The organism is Porphyromonas somerae, from assembly GCF_022845615.1.
GTDB lineage: Bacteria > Bacteroidota > Bacteroidia > Bacteroidales > Porphyromonadaceae > Porphyromonas_A > Porphyromonas_A somerae.
Map to the genome: position 1 here is coordinate 906,588 of NZ_AP025559.1, position 15,415 is coordinate 922,002.

Annotated in this window: 13 protein-coding genes and 1 tRNA gene; 4 read left to right on the top strand and 10 right to left on the bottom strand. The window is 44.1% G+C overall.

Going from position 1 to position 15,415, the window contains the following annotated elements; all coding sequences use genetic code 11:
• Window positions 1-4 precede the first annotated feature (4 nt).
• The 6 genes from MWL85_RS03800 to MWL85_RS03825 form a co-directional block, all read right to left on the bottom strand.
• Complete coding sequence (locus tag MWL85_RS03800; protein WP_244401483.1) at window positions 5-1,666, bottom strand: glycosyltransferase; 1,662 nt, start codon at window positions 1,664-1,666, stop codon at window positions 5-7.
• Between the two features lie 82 nt (window positions 1,667-1,748).
• Window positions 1,749-1,819: transfer RNA gene (locus MWL85_RS03805), tRNA-Gln, on the bottom strand.
• 192 nt (window positions 1,820-2,011) lie between these two features.
• Window positions 2,012-3,568: an L-lactate permease gene (locus MWL85_RS03810; protein WP_244401484.1), complete on the bottom strand. Its 1,557-nt coding sequence runs from the start codon at window positions 3,566-3,568 to the stop codon at window positions 2,012-2,014.
• Window positions 3,569-3,602: 34 nt separating this feature from the next.
• Window positions 3,603-4,187, bottom strand: a complete 585-nt coding sequence (locus MWL85_RS03815; protein ID WP_244401485.1) for a LutC/YkgG family protein — start codon at window positions 4,185-4,187, stop codon at window positions 3,603-3,605.
• Between the two features lie 9 nt (window positions 4,188-4,196).
• Entirely contained in the window at window positions 4,197-5,564 is a 1,368-nt protein-coding gene (locus MWL85_RS03820) for a lactate utilization protein B (protein WP_244401486.1), read from the bottom strand.
• Between the two features lie 14 nt (window positions 5,565-5,578).
• Window positions 5,579-6,340, bottom strand: a complete 762-nt coding sequence (locus MWL85_RS03825; RefSeq protein WP_018028570.1) for a (Fe-S)-binding protein — start codon at window positions 6,338-6,340, stop codon at window positions 5,579-5,581.
• Between the two features lie 574 nt (window positions 6,341-6,914).
• Here MWL85_RS03825 and MWL85_RS03830 point away from each other — a divergent pair.
• The 4 genes from MWL85_RS03830 to MWL85_RS03845 all read left to right on the top strand — a co-directional run bounded on the left by MWL85_RS03830 (window position 6,915) and on the right by MWL85_RS03845 (window position 11,371).
• The gene (locus tag MWL85_RS03830) at window positions 6,915-7,271 is read left to right on the top strand and encodes a hypothetical protein (protein WP_244401487.1); all 357 of its coding nucleotides are present in this window, start codon (window positions 6,915-6,917) and stop codon (window positions 7,269-7,271) included.
• 109 nt (window positions 7,272-7,380) lie between these two features.
• Window positions 7,381-9,717, top strand: coding sequence for a TonB-dependent receptor (locus tag MWL85_RS03835; RefSeq protein ID WP_244401488.1), 2,337 nt, complete (start codon window positions 7,381-7,383; stop codon window positions 9,715-9,717).
• Between the two features lie 13 nt (window positions 9,718-9,730).
• Window positions 9,731-10,405: a hypothetical protein gene (locus tag MWL85_RS03840; protein WP_244401489.1), complete on the top strand. Its 675-nt coding sequence runs from the start codon at window positions 9,731-9,733 to the stop codon at window positions 10,403-10,405.
• Between the two features lie 9 nt (window positions 10,406-10,414).
• Window positions 10,415-11,371, top strand: coding sequence for a hypothetical protein (locus MWL85_RS03845; protein WP_244401490.1), 957 nt, complete (start codon window positions 10,415-10,417; stop codon window positions 11,369-11,371).
• Window positions 11,372-11,498: 127 nt separating this feature from the next.
• Here the strand turns inward: MWL85_RS03845 and MWL85_RS11590 are convergent, their stop codons facing one another.
• The 4 genes from MWL85_RS11590 to MWL85_RS03870 form a co-directional block, all read right to left on the bottom strand.
• Entirely contained in the window at window positions 11,499-12,347 is an 849-nt protein-coding gene (locus MWL85_RS11590) for an FKBP-type peptidyl-prolyl cis-trans isomerase (protein ID WP_288764385.1), read from the bottom strand.
• Between the two features lie 29 nt (window positions 12,348-12,376).
• Complete coding sequence (locus tag MWL85_RS03860) at window positions 12,377-12,967, bottom strand: BamJ family beta-barrel-assembly machinery protein (protein WP_021903368.1); 591 nt, start codon at window positions 12,965-12,967, stop codon at window positions 12,377-12,379.
• 128 nt (window positions 12,968-13,095) lie between these two features.
• On the bottom strand, window positions 13,096-14,574 hold the full coding sequence (gene gltA, locus MWL85_RS03865) for an NADPH-dependent glutamate synthase (protein WP_244401491.1): 1,479 nt from the start codon (window positions 14,572-14,574) through the stop codon (window positions 13,096-13,098).
• A gap of 6 nt (window positions 14,575-14,580) precedes the next feature.
• Window positions 14,581-15,384, bottom strand: coding sequence for a sulfide/dihydroorotate dehydrogenase-like FAD/NAD-binding protein (locus MWL85_RS03870; protein WP_018028561.1), 804 nt, complete (start codon window positions 15,382-15,384; stop codon window positions 14,581-14,583).
• Window positions 15,385-15,415: the final 31 nt, after the last annotated feature.

A 15,415-nucleotide genomic window follows, 5' to 3' on the forward strand; every position in this document is an offset into this window, starting at 1 on the left:
CTGCTCAATTCTCTTTAGATGGGTTCCGATTAATTGCCTCACTATAGGCCTCTAAATATTGGGTATAGAAGCAGTGCCAACTCGCTTTCTGAGCTAATTTCTTAGCACGTTGCTTGCTTTGTGTGACCATCTCTTTAGGAAAAGAAGAGAATCGTGCAATCTTTTGAGCAATGCTCTCCGCCAAGCTCTCAAAGCCATCGTCCTCTCTTTCTAGAGCCTTTGCACCATACCTCAGGCAGTTCTTGGTATTGGTCTCCATGGCCCACATACCAAAGCCAGCTTTGTTCGTTGTAAGTGTAGGCACCCCAAAAGCGATGCTTTCTAATGGTGTATACCCCCATGGCTCATAGTAGCTAGCAAATACCGTTAAGTCCACAGCCGGCAAAAGGTCATAATAGGTAATATTAAGCACCTCATCAGCACCATCCAAGTAATCTGGAATAAATATTGGATAGATATTTTGCCCCCAATTCTCAGCTAAAGAATGGAGATGTGCGAAAATTTGATTGCCCAATCCATCATTAAGCTCATGAGTAACGTACGGCATCTGCATTGCAAGCGTAGTAGCTTTGTCACTAGCTAAAGCTGCTTGGAGCTCAGGCCTAGGAGCTTTAACCCAACTAGGCACCAATATTAATGCCACAATATCGCGAGTTAAGTCCATATTATGTAGTCGCCTCAAAGCATCAATAAACACATCCAGCCCTTTATTACGATATTCACAACGACCAGAAGTGGCTACTATAAATGGATCGTCGCTTAGCTTAGTTCCATAAAGCGTCTCTGCGAGATGACAAATAGCTTTTCTTCCTCCCTCGCGTAGTTTGCGCAATTGGTATCCAGAAGGTATCACCCCCTCCTCCCAACCATTTGGAAGCACCATTGGCTCACGACCTATTAACTGTGCAGCTTCAAGTGCTGTTACCTCACTGACCGTAGCAAAGACATCTGCCACATGAGCAGCTGAACGCTCCACCTGATGCTTGCACAACACGCCAAGTTCTTCGGCCATTTGATTACCGTTATAATTAGGCAGCTGGCTATATAATGACTTCCCATTACTAGCTATAGAACGTCCTACAGAGGTAGCATGAGTAATAAATAGTGTGTAAATCTGAGGAGCCCACTTCCGAAGTGCTAGGAGCCCCATACCAGTTGTCCACTCATTGAATATGGCCAAAGGATACTCAGAAGGAAAAAGCATAATATATGCTTTCATCACTTTTGCAACGGCAAGGCTAAAGAGGCAAGAATCATCATAATCGCCATATCCTATCTCTCCACGAATACCATACTCCTGCCACATCTCATAATATAGCCCATCTTTCTGACTAGCTAGCGATTGATAAGCCACAAGTGCCACACGAGGCTTGCCGACAACATCCCAACTCCCCAAATGTACCTTAATCCCTGTTTCAGCGAAGAGCTTATCAGCCAGCTCATGATCACTCTTTATTCTAGAAGGGATAAAGTCCTGCTGTGGAGTCTCAAGTTTTGGCCCTATAAATAACAGGGATTCTCTCCCATGCTTCTCTATCATTGTTGCCACACGGGTGCTAAGTACAGTATAGATGCCCCCCACCTTATTGCAGACCTCCCACGAAGTCTCCATGATAAGAGTGGGGAGGGTTGGGGTAGCAGAAAGTTTATGCTCGTTGGTACTCATATAATCTTAACCTTTGAAATAAAACAAACGCCTTCTAGGGAATTACCGAGAAGGCGTTTTAATATATAGGCTATCTAAAAAGTTGACCTACGAGGATTCGAACCTCGACAAACAGAACCAAAACCTGTTGTGCTACCATTACACCATAGGTCACTCACGCCCTAAGCAACTTCCCTAAGGCTCCGCAAAGATAACTACAAAAATCTATATGACAAAATACTAAAGCTATGATTTCTGCTTTAAGAGAGCTATTTTAGCATAAACTCCTTGATGATATCACATTAAACCATTTGTTTTCAAGTAATTAATCTATTGCAAAGTACCTTTCAAAAGTCAGAGAAAGATCTAGATAACTCCGACTGAGAAGTACACCATAAGGCCAGCCAATACAATATAGCCCACGGCATAGGGAAGTGCAGAGGCAAGAATCTTACCATCCTCACCCTCCATACCACACGATGCAGTTGCTATAGCAATACTCTGTGGGGAAATGATCTTACCTCCAGTAGCTCCTGCAGTATTCGCTGCTGCCAACCAATTAGGGTCAGGATAACCAATCTGAGTGGCCACATTTGCCTGAAGCTTACCAAATAGGATATTAGAGGAGGTATCACTACCTGTCACAAAGGTACCGATAGCACCTATCAGTGGTGCAAATAGAGGGTAGTAGGCACCTGTAGCTGCCGCAAGCGCTGACGCAATCACCAATATCATACCCGAGTATCCCATCACAGAAGCAATAGCCACTAGGCTTAGAATGGTCACCACTGTTTTTCGGAGATTGACCACCGTTTCAGCTAATACAGTGAGCAAGGTCTTTACACTCAGCCCTTGAATAAGTCCACCAATTACACTACCCAAAAAGAGCATAAGCCCAGCATTGGAGATCCATCCAAAGGTAAAGAACTTCCCTTCAGGATATATGGGCAAGTGAACTTTACTTACAAGGGTACTCTTAAGGAATCCATTGATACTAGGAACTAGTGGACCGCTGAGCACAATAAATAGGAGGATGAAAAAGTACACACTCCAAGCCCTAAGGTTTGCCTTGGTGGATACCTTTTCTTCCTCTACCTTCTTGCCACTCTTAGTAAATAGCTTAGCATATAGTATGATTACAAAGATAGAAGCAATACTTCCAAAGATAGCTGGAGTTTCAGCTCCTAAATATCTAGCTGATGTAAATTGCACAACGAGTGATACAATACCTACAAGTAGTGCCAGTACAATGTTCTTACCTAGTGCCTTCTTACTACTATCGGTTAAAAACAGAATAATAAAGGGCAGAATAATCATCAGTGGGGAGAGTTGTACAACCACCTTAGAAGAGATATCCAAGATCTCCTCTTGTGTTGCAACGCCACTTGCAGAGACTTCATTCGCAAGAGTTGTCACAGGCACGCCCACAGCACCAAATCCTGTGGGTACACTATTAGCTATCAATGAAACCAAAGCACTAAAGCCAGGCTTAAATCCCAAAGAGATTAGGATAGCAGCTGGAATCGCAACGGCAGTTCCAAATCCTGCCATACCCTCTAGCAACCCACCAAATCCCCATACTAGGAGAAGCACGGTGACCCCTTTATCATCAGAAAGTGATGTGAACTGACGCTTAATAATCTCTATATCACCACTCTTAAGCAGTACATTATAGCTATAAATAGCCATCAGTATGATAATCAAGATCGGGAAGGTTGCTTTAAGGAATCCCTCTAGCACAGCCCACCATACCCCACTCTGCTCATACCCTTCTGGTGCAAAATCAAATTGATTCGGAAGGAAAAGGGCTATAAGAATGGTAACGATCAAGGTGATAAGGGCACTTTTGTGTCCTGCCATCTTAAAGCCGAGCATCAAGACGAAAAGGAGGACAATCGGAAGAATAGAAAATAACACGCTCATATTTATCTATTGTTGGATGATGATAGATACTCAATCACACGAGTAACACCACGGTCTCTCTAGCACCGTGTGCTCCTTTCACTAGGGCTTGCTCAATATCAGCCGTCTTTGAAGGCCCAGAGATAAACCCACGGAACTCATTGGAGAGTTCTTTTGGCACCTTTTGATAGGCCTCATGCATCGTATCCACGAGTGCATTACGATCTAGTATGATCACCATTGCCTCTGCGATGAAGTAGATAGCACGATGCTTATATGATTGCTCTATATAAACAGCTCCATTCTCACACACTCCGAACTCACCGCGAATAACTACGAGATCCGTTCCATTAAGCTCTCGTGGGGTTTCAATCTCATCAGGATTATAAGTAGCTACATGAACCTCTGGAAGATTGGAAGCCACTCTTTTGGCATCTGGATAAAGTCGTTGAATAGCTTGGTCTACAGTCTCACCTTCACCCAGCAATTCAGCACGCCCACCTACTCCAGCCGAAATATTCAGGAAGGTTTGTAGCCTATCATCGTAGGTGATATGTTGAAAGCTAAGGTCTGGCATCTCATACTTTTCATGGGTGTGACGCCTTATATTGTCTAATATCTTTTGTTTGCTTTGATCCATAATAGTGCTTTATTTTTTATGATGCTCCTTCCACCAGCTATTGAATGACTGCTTAGTAAACTTTGGCAACTCACGACCCTCACCCCAAGCATTCAAGCCATTATAGATAAGAGGCCGAGGGAGATGATTGACAACTGGCGCCATCTTGATGGCAGTATTAAACATAAATGGGCTATTGAATACAGGGGTCATTGCGTTAACCATCAGTTTCTTTTCCTTATTGGCTTGGCCCAACTTATCCAGCTTTTGTCGCCACACATATATCTGCTCTCCTAGATCAATCATCACTGGGCATACATTGGAGCAAGAAAGGCAGAGCGAACATGCCGACACATTGCCTGAGTGCTTATCGGGATCCTTTAGCATACCAAGATTGATACCAATAGGTCCTGGGATAAAGTAACTATATGAGTAACCGCCACTTCTACGATATACAGGGCAAGTATTCATACAAGCACCACAACGTATACAATTGAGTACTTTACGGTGCTCCTTTTGCTCCAGGATGTCCGTACGCCCATTATCTACTAGTATAAAGTGCTGCTCTCCACCCTTATGTGGCTTTCCGAAGTGCGAGGTATAGGTAGTGCTTGGCTGGCCGGTAGCAGATCGAGCTAAGAGCCTTGTAAATACTGCAAGGCTATCTAAGTTGGGAATTAACTTATCAATGCCAAACGCGGTAATATTAAGGTTTTGGCATGACATGCCCATATCAGCATTTCCCTCATTGGTGCAGACCACCACCTCACCAGTTTCAGCCACAGCAAAGTTGCCTCCCGTCATAGCTGCATCGGCACTGAGGAAGTCCTCACGAAGTGATTTCCTAGCTTGGTGGGTCAGATAGGTAGGGTCAAAGTTACCCTTCTCACTCCCTAGCTTCTCCTCAAATAGTTTGCCTACAGCTTCACGCTTAATGTGTATTGCAGGGAGTACAATATGGCTAGGATGGGCATGCATCAATTGTAGGATACGCTCCCCTAGATCACTCTCTACCACATCTATGCCTTTGGAAAATAGATAGTTATTCAGCTCACACTCCTCGGAGAGCATCGACTTACTCTTTACCATCTTCTTCACCCCATGACTTGAGAGAATATCATAGATCACCTTACGATACTCCTCGGCATCCTTTGCGTAGTGGACGATACACCCATTGGCGGTGGCATTTTTCTCAAACTCCTCAATTAGCTCCTCCATGTGAGAGGTGCTATACATCTTTATATCACGGGCTGTCTCTCTTAGCTTCTCCCACTCAGGAATATGCTTGCTCAGATTATCACGCTTCTGACGAACGAGCCAAAGGGTCTCATCGTGCCACTTGGCATTTTTCTTATCGGCTAAAAAGGTTTTAGCAGCTTTGGCATGCTGTGTACTCATAACTCAGTAGATCTTTATAGATTAGCGGTTAGGATTTCTAGAAAATGTATCGTGCGAATTGGAAGCTTTTCTCGATCGATCACGCCCTGCATATGCATCAGACATGAGCTATCAGCCCCAGTAATGTATTCAGCACCAGTAGCAATATGGTCATTAACTTTGTCACGTCCCATACAAGCTGAGACTTCGGGTTCTTCTACAGAAAATAGCCCTCCAAAACCACAGCACTCATCAAGCCGACTTGGCTCCTTTACAGTTATCCCCTCCACCTTTTCAAGTAGTGCCCTGATTTTATTGAAGTAGGGCACAGTACGTTCCGATGGAGCTGATAGTCCCAATTCTCTTACACCGTGACAGCTATTGTGTATGCTGACAACGTGTGGAAACTTTGAAGCAAATTTTTCTGGCTTCACCACATCGTGTAAAAACTCAGTAATGTCGTAGATATGCTCTGAGGAATGGCACTCGTGAACTGGTCGACCTAGAATCTGAGGGTGAAACTCTTTCACAAACGCAACGCAACTAGCAGAAGGCCCTACAATATAATCGTACTCCTTAAATAGTTTGTCAAATCTCTCAGCTAAGTGCTTGGACTTGGATTGGTAGCCACCATTGGCCATAGGTTGTCCACAACAAGTTTGGTCAATTGGATAGTCTACATCAAGCCCTAAAGAGCATAGTAGCTTATAACAAGCTATCCCCACATCGGGGTAGACCGCATTAATATAACAAGGGATAAAAAGCCCTATTTTCTTTTCTTTTAATACTTCATCCATACAACTTCCGTCACATCAAGTAGGTTATGTCGTTAATAAAATCAATGAAGAGGAGGTTACATCCTTCTCCTTCGTAATGACTGCGAACGAAGAAAATGGCTGTAGAGGGTGTACAGCAAAAAGTAAGTCCGCAATCACTTAAGTTCTCCAAATGTAGCTATATTTTTAGAAACTCAAAAATATATTAACTATAAATTGTTCGAAACAATCCTTAAGAATAAATGTCCGGGGTTACGTATTACAAAGGTCTTTCCAAGTGGTATCCACCGGAGTGTCAACACTATCAGGAACGCGATAATATACCGACCACAAATTTCGCATACTTGCGGAACGTATTCCGTATGCGTGCGGAATCTATTCCGTAGCCCTGCGGAATTCATTCCGCACGCATACGGAATAAGAGGTTGATGCAGTATCCTTGAAAAGAGCATGTGGTATTCCTGAAAATAGTACACACCAGTCACCCGTTATTCCTGAAAGTGTTGACACTTCTTGTATTCTATTCCTGAATAGGCACACAAATGATAGCGATAAAAGACTTCAAAATTAGAAGATATATTCTTATCTTTGTGGCGTGAAAAGGAGAGATAGTATATTCGGATATTTAGGTCATCAGAGAGAATGGATCGCTGCCGCTCTCTTTGTAGTGCTACTCTGGCTCGGAGGAGCTATGGGTATGCATACTCTTTCCCCAGAGCACCTATTACATCATGCCACCTCTACCGACAACACAAATACAGGAGGTGAGGAGGAGTGTATCCTGCTAGTCTTTGGCAACTCCCCTTTTGATTGTTGCGATCAATCCGAAGCACAAATAGTACATTTCGGTAGCACTGAGTATCAGTACCCCGATGATATTTCACTAATCACCTCCTATCCATTTTCGCACCCCTTACTTCGTGCACCTCCTTTTCTTGCTATTGATTGCTAGAGATTAGTAGTTAGTAGTTGTAGCAAGTAAGATAAGTCCCTGTACCTCATCAATTATTGTGGTGCAAAGACTTGGCCTACTGCTACGGAATTAGGAAATCACATACTTTATGAACTTAATATTTAGGAGGATTATCCCTTTCCTCCTCATTGCTCTTGCCATGGTGAATGGTGGAGCTAATATCTCTGCACAAGAGAGATCAAAAGGGCTACTCATTAGGGTAATTGATGATGAGACGCTACAGCCTCTTCCAGGAGTGCTAGTCCATTACGGTAGGGAAGGAAATGTCACAAATGAAGAGGGCAATATTGATTTGCCTCAAGGATTGGCAGCAAATACGACGGTGAGTTTTAGCTACATCGGATATCAAAAGATAAGCCTATCAATAGACAAATTGAGGAGAAGCAAAGGTGGAGTAATCCACATGACACCTATTACTGAAGCCTTGGGAGAAGTGGTGGTAACTACTGAAGGAAATACCACAAGACGGACGGCAGTGGGTCAGAGCATTGGGGCCCTCACTCTAGGCATGCAAATGGGCAAAAACCTAGGGGAGGCAGTACAAGGGGTGAGAGGGGTGAGCCTTATCTCCAATGGTGTTTCATCATCTCAACCAGTAATCCATGGAATGTATGGGGAGCGTATTCTCATCCTCAACAATGGAGTGAGGCACAAAAGCCAGCAGTGGGGGCAGGGGCACGCACCAGAAATAGCCCTTGCCCAAGCTGGCCGTGTGACCGTATTAAAAGGTGCTGAGAGTGTCCGTTATGGCGCAGATGCCCTTGGAGGTGTTATCATTGTAGAGCAAGCATCTCTCCCTTATACTCAAGAGGGTATTAAAGGGTCAACGACTCTGTATGGAGCCACTAATGGACTGGCCTATGGAGCGTCTGGAAAGGTAGAAAAAGGGATGGGACATCACCTTGCGTGGAGAGTTCTCGGTGACTACAGCAATAGCGGTGACAAGAGAACAGCCAAATATCTGCTCAATAATACAGGACAACGTCAGTGGAGTATGCTGGGGCAACTAGGTTGGCGAAGCACTGCATTAGAAGCTGAGCTACTTATCAGCTCTCTACAAGAGAAAGAGGGCACCTACTTTGGTGCACAGATGGGGAATGTAGACTTATTAAAGGAACGTATTGAAATGGGAAGGCCTCCCCAAGATGTCATTACCCCATTTACCCGTAAAATAGATTATGGGTACCATACGACTTCCCATAGTCTTGCAAAGCTAAAAATGGGTTATACCCCTAATAATCGCCATCGTTTTGAGGGAATGATCGCCTATCAACTCAACCTTCGAAACGAATATCATCTGAGAAGGAATAAACTGAGTCACGTACCAGAATCTGCACTTGTATTACAAAATGTGGAAGGTGAATTTCTTTGGCACTATACTGCTAATAAGCACCTTGAGGTAGAGAGTGGAATACTAGGCACTTTCACGGATAATTACAACAAACCAGGGACTGGCGTGGTCCCCATGATCCCCAACTATGTACAAGGAGGATGGGGAGTCTATACAATTACAAAGTACCACACAGATATGTGGGGTGTAGAGATCGGGATTAGAGGGGATGGACAACGCACTGAGGCAGTAGGAATAGACTATGATGGACAAAACTATGGAGGCATTGAGCACCAAAATAACCTCACCTACTCTATCGGAGGATATGCCGAAATTGCCAACGGCCTAACGCTTAGAAGTCAGATTGGAAGTGCTTGGAGAGCCCCTCATGTTTCGGAGTTGTATAGCAATGGTCTAGATATGGAGCGGGGTATTTATATGATCGGCAACAAGGACCTAAAGAGCGAAAGAGTATTGAAGTGGGTAGCCTCATTGAGTTACCTCAATAGTTGGTTGCACGCTGATATAGAGGGGTACCTACAGTGGGTCAATAATTATATTTACCAAGAGCCTACGAAAGCTTATCGCACTCTAGTATCGGGCACCTATCCACTATTCGCTATCAAACAAACATCAGCGGCACTTCATGGGGTAGATGCAGAAGTTACAGTATACCCCTTTTCATGGCTAAGCTACACTATTTCGAGTGGCATGATATGGGCTAATGAGCAATCTACAGGGCGCTATCTACCCTATATGCCTCCGCTACACATTCGTGAGGAGATCAAGGGAGAGTGGGCAGTTTTGGGAGGAAAACATAAAGCCTCTATCTCACTCCAGCACAAATTCGTTGCTAAGCAAAAGCGATTTGACCCTGATACCGACCTTATTAAGTTTGCCCCACCTGCCTACCATTTGGTAGGTCTCAATGTGGGTTTTACTCAAGGGGGAATAGCAATGAATAGCGAAATCACCTACCAACTTAGCATCGAGAACCTATTCAATAAGGAGTACAAGGAGTACACCAACTTGGCACGATACTATGCTCATGACTTAGGAAGGAACATACAATTTTCAATATCATACAACTTTTAACTGAATAAAGATTATGCAAACAAGACAATTACTTTTCGCAGCCCTATCCGCTATTCTAATAATGGCAACAAGCTGCAAACCAAAAGAGGCGGTGGATGAAACAAAGCAAAAGAATCATCAGGATACACATAAAATAGAGATAACTTTCACCCCTGGAGCTATGAAAGGGGATAAATTCATCCCTTCGGGTGAGCCATCGGCCTCTATCATAGCCTCGCAAGCGAGCGAATGGCGACAGAGCAAAGTGATCACTCTCCAGACTGATACCCCCTATTTCGTCCAAGTCACCCACTATAGCAAGTCGGGGCAATCAATCAACCGTGAGTATGTAACTAATGGGGAAGATCGGATACATCAACACTTTTTCATGCCAAAGATTGAAGAAAGCAATCTAAGTGCAACGTCAATAATTGACTATAGGTACTTGGATACAGACCCTTGGGATGCCCCTATCTCAACTGATGCCAAGGTGATCGGCAAAGAGAATCCGATTGGTCTCAAGGGCGTAATGACTTTTAAGGTGCCTACGGAACAATTAAAAATACGGCTTAGGTTACTTCACGCAAGAGGTAGTAAGTGGAGCAGTGAGGGAAAGGTGTCGCCATTCTACCAACCAAGTGTTTGGACAGCGAATGGGCAGTATGACCTAGACTTTACCTTTGAACTCAATGTAAAACCTAAGAAATAACCACAAAATATGAAGCTTAATATATTACTATTTATTGCTACAGCTCTTATGGCTGTAGCTTGCAAATATGTGGAGTGTCCCAATAATCAAACTCCAATAGAGCTACCAGAAGTAGCCAAGGTGGAGGTGGTGGTCATTGAGGGACATTTACACGGCACCTATGGTTTTCACCAAACTGCAGACGCAAAGGGACAAAAACATATGCGACGTTTTCATAGGTTTATATTTGAAAAAGGGCCGGATGGCTCAATGATCTTATCTTCCACCTCTGAGCAACATCTTTTTGCAGTAGGCGGCATCGGAGAGCACGATCCAAAAATCAATAATGATAGCGAGCTAAGCAAAAAGATAGCGATTGCTTACGGTTTCTGGGTAGAGTACTATGATGCTCAAGGTAATCAGATAACTGATAAAGTTCTCGGTGGAGATCATTCAAAACGACTTCAGCACTTTTTTACTGTTTCAGATACCCACCCTACTTTTGATGGAGATAAAAATGAAGTGGACAAATATAAAGAGTCTGCTGACTTCATTACCTATATATACTGCGACACCGATCCATTATCGGCACGGATCAAAGATGGAGCTAAGGTAGTAGGTTCAACCAACCCTATCGGATACAAAGGCTACCTAGGCTTCTCTGTACCCCGCTCTGAATGCTCTCTACATATCACCCTCTGCGACCTCACTTCTATAGGGAAGTTATCAAGCGGTAGCCCATACCGCTACTACCAAATACCCACACAAGGTGAAAAGCTTGTAGAACTAACAATACCAGTGACCATTTTTGCTCATGGATACGAGGCGGTAGAGCACTACGAACTAGAGAATATGACTGAAAGCGATATGAAATACCTTAATTCAATTGCTCATGCGTATGGAATTACCCAGAAAGAGGCATTGGATGAGATCCTCATTCGCCTTCATGACGATTCCGAACACACCGACTCAGGATACTGGTTCTAGTATCCAGTTTGTGTGATAGTGACTCTTTACTACGAGAGTTGATCCGGCCAATTGGATAACCTATATACATTAAAAGCGGTCTATCTAGCCAGATAGACCGCTTTTAATGTAGTGCAATATGACTTCCTTACTTCTTGGCAGGAGTCACCTTGATCAATTCGCACTCAAACTTTAGAAGTCCTGTAGGACCATAAGTTTGTTCACCAATCTCACCGTAAGCTAGGTTACCTGGAATCCAAAGAGTAAACTTTGAGCCCTCTGGCATAAGTTGGAAGCCCTCAGTCCAGCCTTTGATCACACCATTAAGTGGGAATTCTGCTGGCTCTTTACGATCGTAAGAAGAGTCAAATACCTCACCAAGTACATCAGTACCCTTGTAGTGAACAGTAACAGTATCATCAGCACTTGGCTTAATACCAGTACCCATAGTTTCAACCTTATACATCAGACCACTCTCAGTCTTTTGAACATCAGCATCAGCTGCGAGTTCTTCGAGTATTTTCTTCTCAGCATTTACCTTCTTTTCGTTAGCAAGACGTGCTTCCTCAGCTTGCTTCTGCTGCATCTTCACTTGGAAGTCCTGAAGAATTTTATTGGCTGCATCTTGGTCAATAACGCTTTTATCGCGAAGCTCAGCTACAACACCTGCAATGAAATTGTCAAGGTTAATAGTGGTATCTTGCTCAATTCCTTGACGGAAGTTATCACCCATTCCGTAGCCCTGCATGTAAGAAGATGACTTTCCACCTTTTTCGTAAGCTCCATCAATGATTCCCTGAATCAAATCATCAAGCTTTATAGTAGAATCTTGCTGGAAGTAATTTTTCATCTGTGAAGCATTAAGCACTCCAATAGCATAAGATACGCTATCAGTGTCATTGGTAAACTTTGCAGGCTTCACCTTACCACCACAAGAAGAAAGAAGCATTCCTACTGAAAATAGGATAGTTGCTCCACCTAATAAAATCTTTTTCATCGCTTAAAATATTAATTTGTTTGTATTTATTATTTTACTATATCAAGTAACTCAATATCAAAGATAAGAGTACTATATGGCTCAATCATCTGGCCTGCACCATGCTCGCCGTATGCGTGCTGGTATGGGATGGTCACCCTCCACTTCGAGCCCACAGGCATCAATTGAAGAATCTCTTGCCACCCTTGTATCACTCCATTCACTGGGAATGTAGCTGGCTCGCCACGTTGAACCGAGCTATCGAATACCACGCCATTAATAAGGGTACCATGGTAGTGGCACTTCACGCTATCTGTAAGCTTAGGCTTTTCGCCATCGCCCTTCACTAGGATCTCATATTGTACCCCAGATGGCAATGTTGTTACCCCCGCCTTGTGGCTATTTACGAGCTGATACTCAGCTCCGGCACTCTTATTTAGCTCTATACGCTCCTCATGGACTTTAGTTAGATAGGCATTTAACACCTCTCTAGCTTCATCCATCGTCATTGCCTTTTCCTTCTCCTCTAAAACGTCTAGTAGGCCCTTGGTAAAGTCCTCAGCACTCTTAACCTCAAAGCCCTCTGCCTTGAAATTGTGCCCCATACTTAAGCCTAGGGCATAACTAACTTTATCTTTCATTATAATCTCTATTCAATTAAACTTTGTAATAACTCGGTTGCAAAGATAGCAAAAAATGAGGGGATATTAAAACGTGTGAGTTTCAATACCCCCTCTATCATAATAGTTCTTAGTGAATGGCGACGGTACTACTGAAGGCTTTGTAGGTATTTGTGCATTCCTGCAGCCGCCTTACGACCATCACCCATAGCAAGAATCACAGTTGCTCCTCCTCGTACAATGTCACCACCAGCGAAAACATCACTCAAGTCACTCTGACTACTCTCTTCGTTTACGATAATAGTGCCCCGCTTAGAGATATTAAGTCCTTCAAAGTTATTTGGGATGATAGGGTTTGGAGATACCCCCACACTAACTACTACTTGGTCCACTGGAATCTCTTCAATAGCCCCTTCAATTGGAATAGGACTGCGACGACCAGAGGCATCCGGCTCGCCAAGCTCCATCTTCTGTACCTTCATCGCACAAACCTTACCAGTACCATCATCTACGTACTCTACAGGATTGTGGAGCGTCATAAATTCCACCCCTTCCTCCTTAGCGTGATGTACCTCCTCCAGACGAGCTGGCATCTCCTCTTCGCTACGACGATAGACAATCATGGCACGCTCAGCGCCAAGACGGAGAGCGGTACGAACAGAGTCCATAGCGGTATTACCACCACCTATTACCGCCACTCTCTTGCCGTGAGATACAGGGGTATCAGCACCAGGCTGCCCTGCATGCATTAGATTGACACGCGTCAGGTACTCATTACTCGACATCACACCCACCAGGTTCTCTCCAGGAATATGCATAAACCTTGGCAGGCCAGCTCCACTACCCACGAATATCGCTTTGAACCCCTCGTCATGTAAGTCTTGATAAGAAACCGTCTTGCCAACAATCACATTGGTTTCAAACTTGATGCCAAGGGCTTTGAGCTTATCAATCTCAAAGTCTACAATATCATTAGGGAGCCTAAACTCTGGAATACCATATCTAAGTACACCCCCCAATTCATGAAGGGCTTCAAAGACTGTGACATCATATCCCCACTTTGCCAAGTCACCAGCGCAAGATAGACCAGCAGGACCAGACCCCGCTACAGCCACCTTAATGCCATTGGGGACAATATTCCCGTGCTCTTCACCAGCTTTACCAGATTGAATCGCCACTCTTTCGTAATCAGAAACATAGCGCTCCAAGAAGCCAATGGCCACTGCTGGCTTCTTCAGTTTCTGAGTATAAATACACTTACTCTCACATTGTCTCTCTTGCGGACATACTCGACCACAGACACCAGGAAGAGAGCTCGTTTCTCGAATAATCTTAGCTGCCTCAAGAGGCTTTCCGGCTTCTACATACTTCAAAAAGCTTGGAATATGAATGCTTACAGGACATCCCTCCATACAGGTAGGACTGGCACAGTCAAGGCATCGCTTAGACTCTTGAAGGGCCATCTCATCAGTAAGTCCGAGGCTCACCTCCTCATGATTAGTCGCTCTATATTTTCCATCGAGTGAAGGCATCTCCACCCTCTTAAGGGCCATTCTATCCTTGGCACTCATGCTTTTTCTAAGTTGCTCACGCCACTCCTGTGCCCTTCTTTCTTTTACAAGTTCCATATACGATTATCTATTGATCAATTCCTGGTCTCTAAATGCATTCATACGCTTTAGCATCTCATCAAAGTCCACCTTGTGTGCATCAAATTCCGGACCATCCACACATACAAACTTTGTCTGCCCGTCCACGGTAATTCGGCACGCACCACACATGCCAGTCCCATCCACCATAATTGTATTGAGGCTAGCAAATGTTGGCACCTCATACTTCTTAGTTAGCTCCGCCACAAACTTCATCATTATGGCAGGGCCAATCGTGACGCACAGATCCACGTGCTCACGCTGAAGCACCTCCTCAATTCCGGCAGTGACGAGTCCCTTCTTTCCCGAGGAACCATCATCAGTCATAATCACCACTTCGTCCGAATTAGCCCTCATCTCCTTCTCCAGTATGATCAGGTCTTTATTCCTCGCAGCGAGAACTACAATCACCCGATTACCGGCCTTGTGCATTGCTTGTACAATAGGGAATAATGGAGCTACCCCCACGCCTCCACCTGCACAAATCACCGTGCCATACTTCTTGATCTTTGTAGCTTGTCCAAGTGGCCCTACCACATCGGTAACATAGTCACCCTCGTGTAGCTCACAGAGTTTGCTGGAGCTCCGTCCTACATTCTGTACCACCAATGTGATCGTGCCGGCATCAACATCTGAATCAGCAATAGTAAGTGGGATCCTCTCCCCCTTTTCACCAACGCGAACAATTACAAAGTGCCCTGCTTTACGAGACTTTGCAATTCGAGGGGCTTCAATGACGAACTTTACCACTCTTTCGGATAGGTTTTCCCTAGATACGATTTTATTCATAATGAGTTATGTGTATTGGATAAATCAATAA

What these genes read in the sequence shown, in the direction of transcription:
- gltA (WP_244401491.1), bottom strand. Translation starts at nt 14,574, where the DNA reads ATGGAACTTGTAAAAGAAAGAAGGGCACAGGAGTGGCGTGAGCAACTT.
- MWL85_RS03815 (WP_244401485.1), bottom strand. Translation starts at nt 4,187, where the DNA reads ATGGATCAAAGCAAACAAAAGATATTAGACAATATAAGGCGTCACACC.
- MWL85_RS03800 (WP_244401483.1), bottom strand. Translation starts at nt 1,666, where the DNA reads ATGAGTACCAACGAGCATAAACTTTCTGCTACCCCAACCCTCCCCACT.
- MWL85_RS03845 (WP_244401490.1), top strand. Translation starts at nt 10,415, where the DNA reads ATGAAGCTTAATATATTACTATTTATTGCTACAGCTCTTATGGCTGTA.
- MWL85_RS03860 (WP_021903368.1), bottom strand. Translation starts at nt 12,967, where the DNA reads ATGAAAGATAAAGTTAGTTATGCCCTAGGCTTAAGTATGGGGCACAAT.
- MWL85_RS03820 (WP_244401486.1), bottom strand. Translation starts at nt 5,564, where the DNA reads ATGAGTACACAGCATGCCAAAGCTGCTAAAACCTTTTTAGCCGATAAG.
- MWL85_RS03840 (WP_244401489.1), top strand. Translation starts at nt 9,731, where the DNA reads ATGCAAACAAGACAATTACTTTTCGCAGCCCTATCCGCTATTCTAATA.
- MWL85_RS03810 (WP_244401484.1), bottom strand. Translation starts at nt 3,568, where the DNA reads ATGAGCGTGTTATTTTCTATTCTTCCGATTGTCCTCCTTTTCGTCTTG.
- MWL85_RS03835 (WP_244401488.1), top strand. Translation starts at nt 7,381, where the DNA reads ATGAACTTAATATTTAGGAGGATTATCCCTTTCCTCCTCATTGCTCTT.
- MWL85_RS11590 (WP_288764385.1), bottom strand. Translation starts at nt 12,347, where the DNA reads ATGAAAAAGATTTTATTAGGTGGAGCAACTATCCTATTTTCAGTAGGA.
- MWL85_RS03870 (WP_018028561.1), bottom strand. Translation starts at nt 15,384, where the DNA reads ATGAATAAAATCGTATCTAGGGAAAACCTATCCGAAAGAGTGGTAAAG.
- MWL85_RS03825 (WP_018028570.1), bottom strand. Translation starts at nt 6,340, where the DNA reads ATGGATGAAGTATTAAAAGAAAAGAAAATAGGGCTTTTTATCCCTTGT.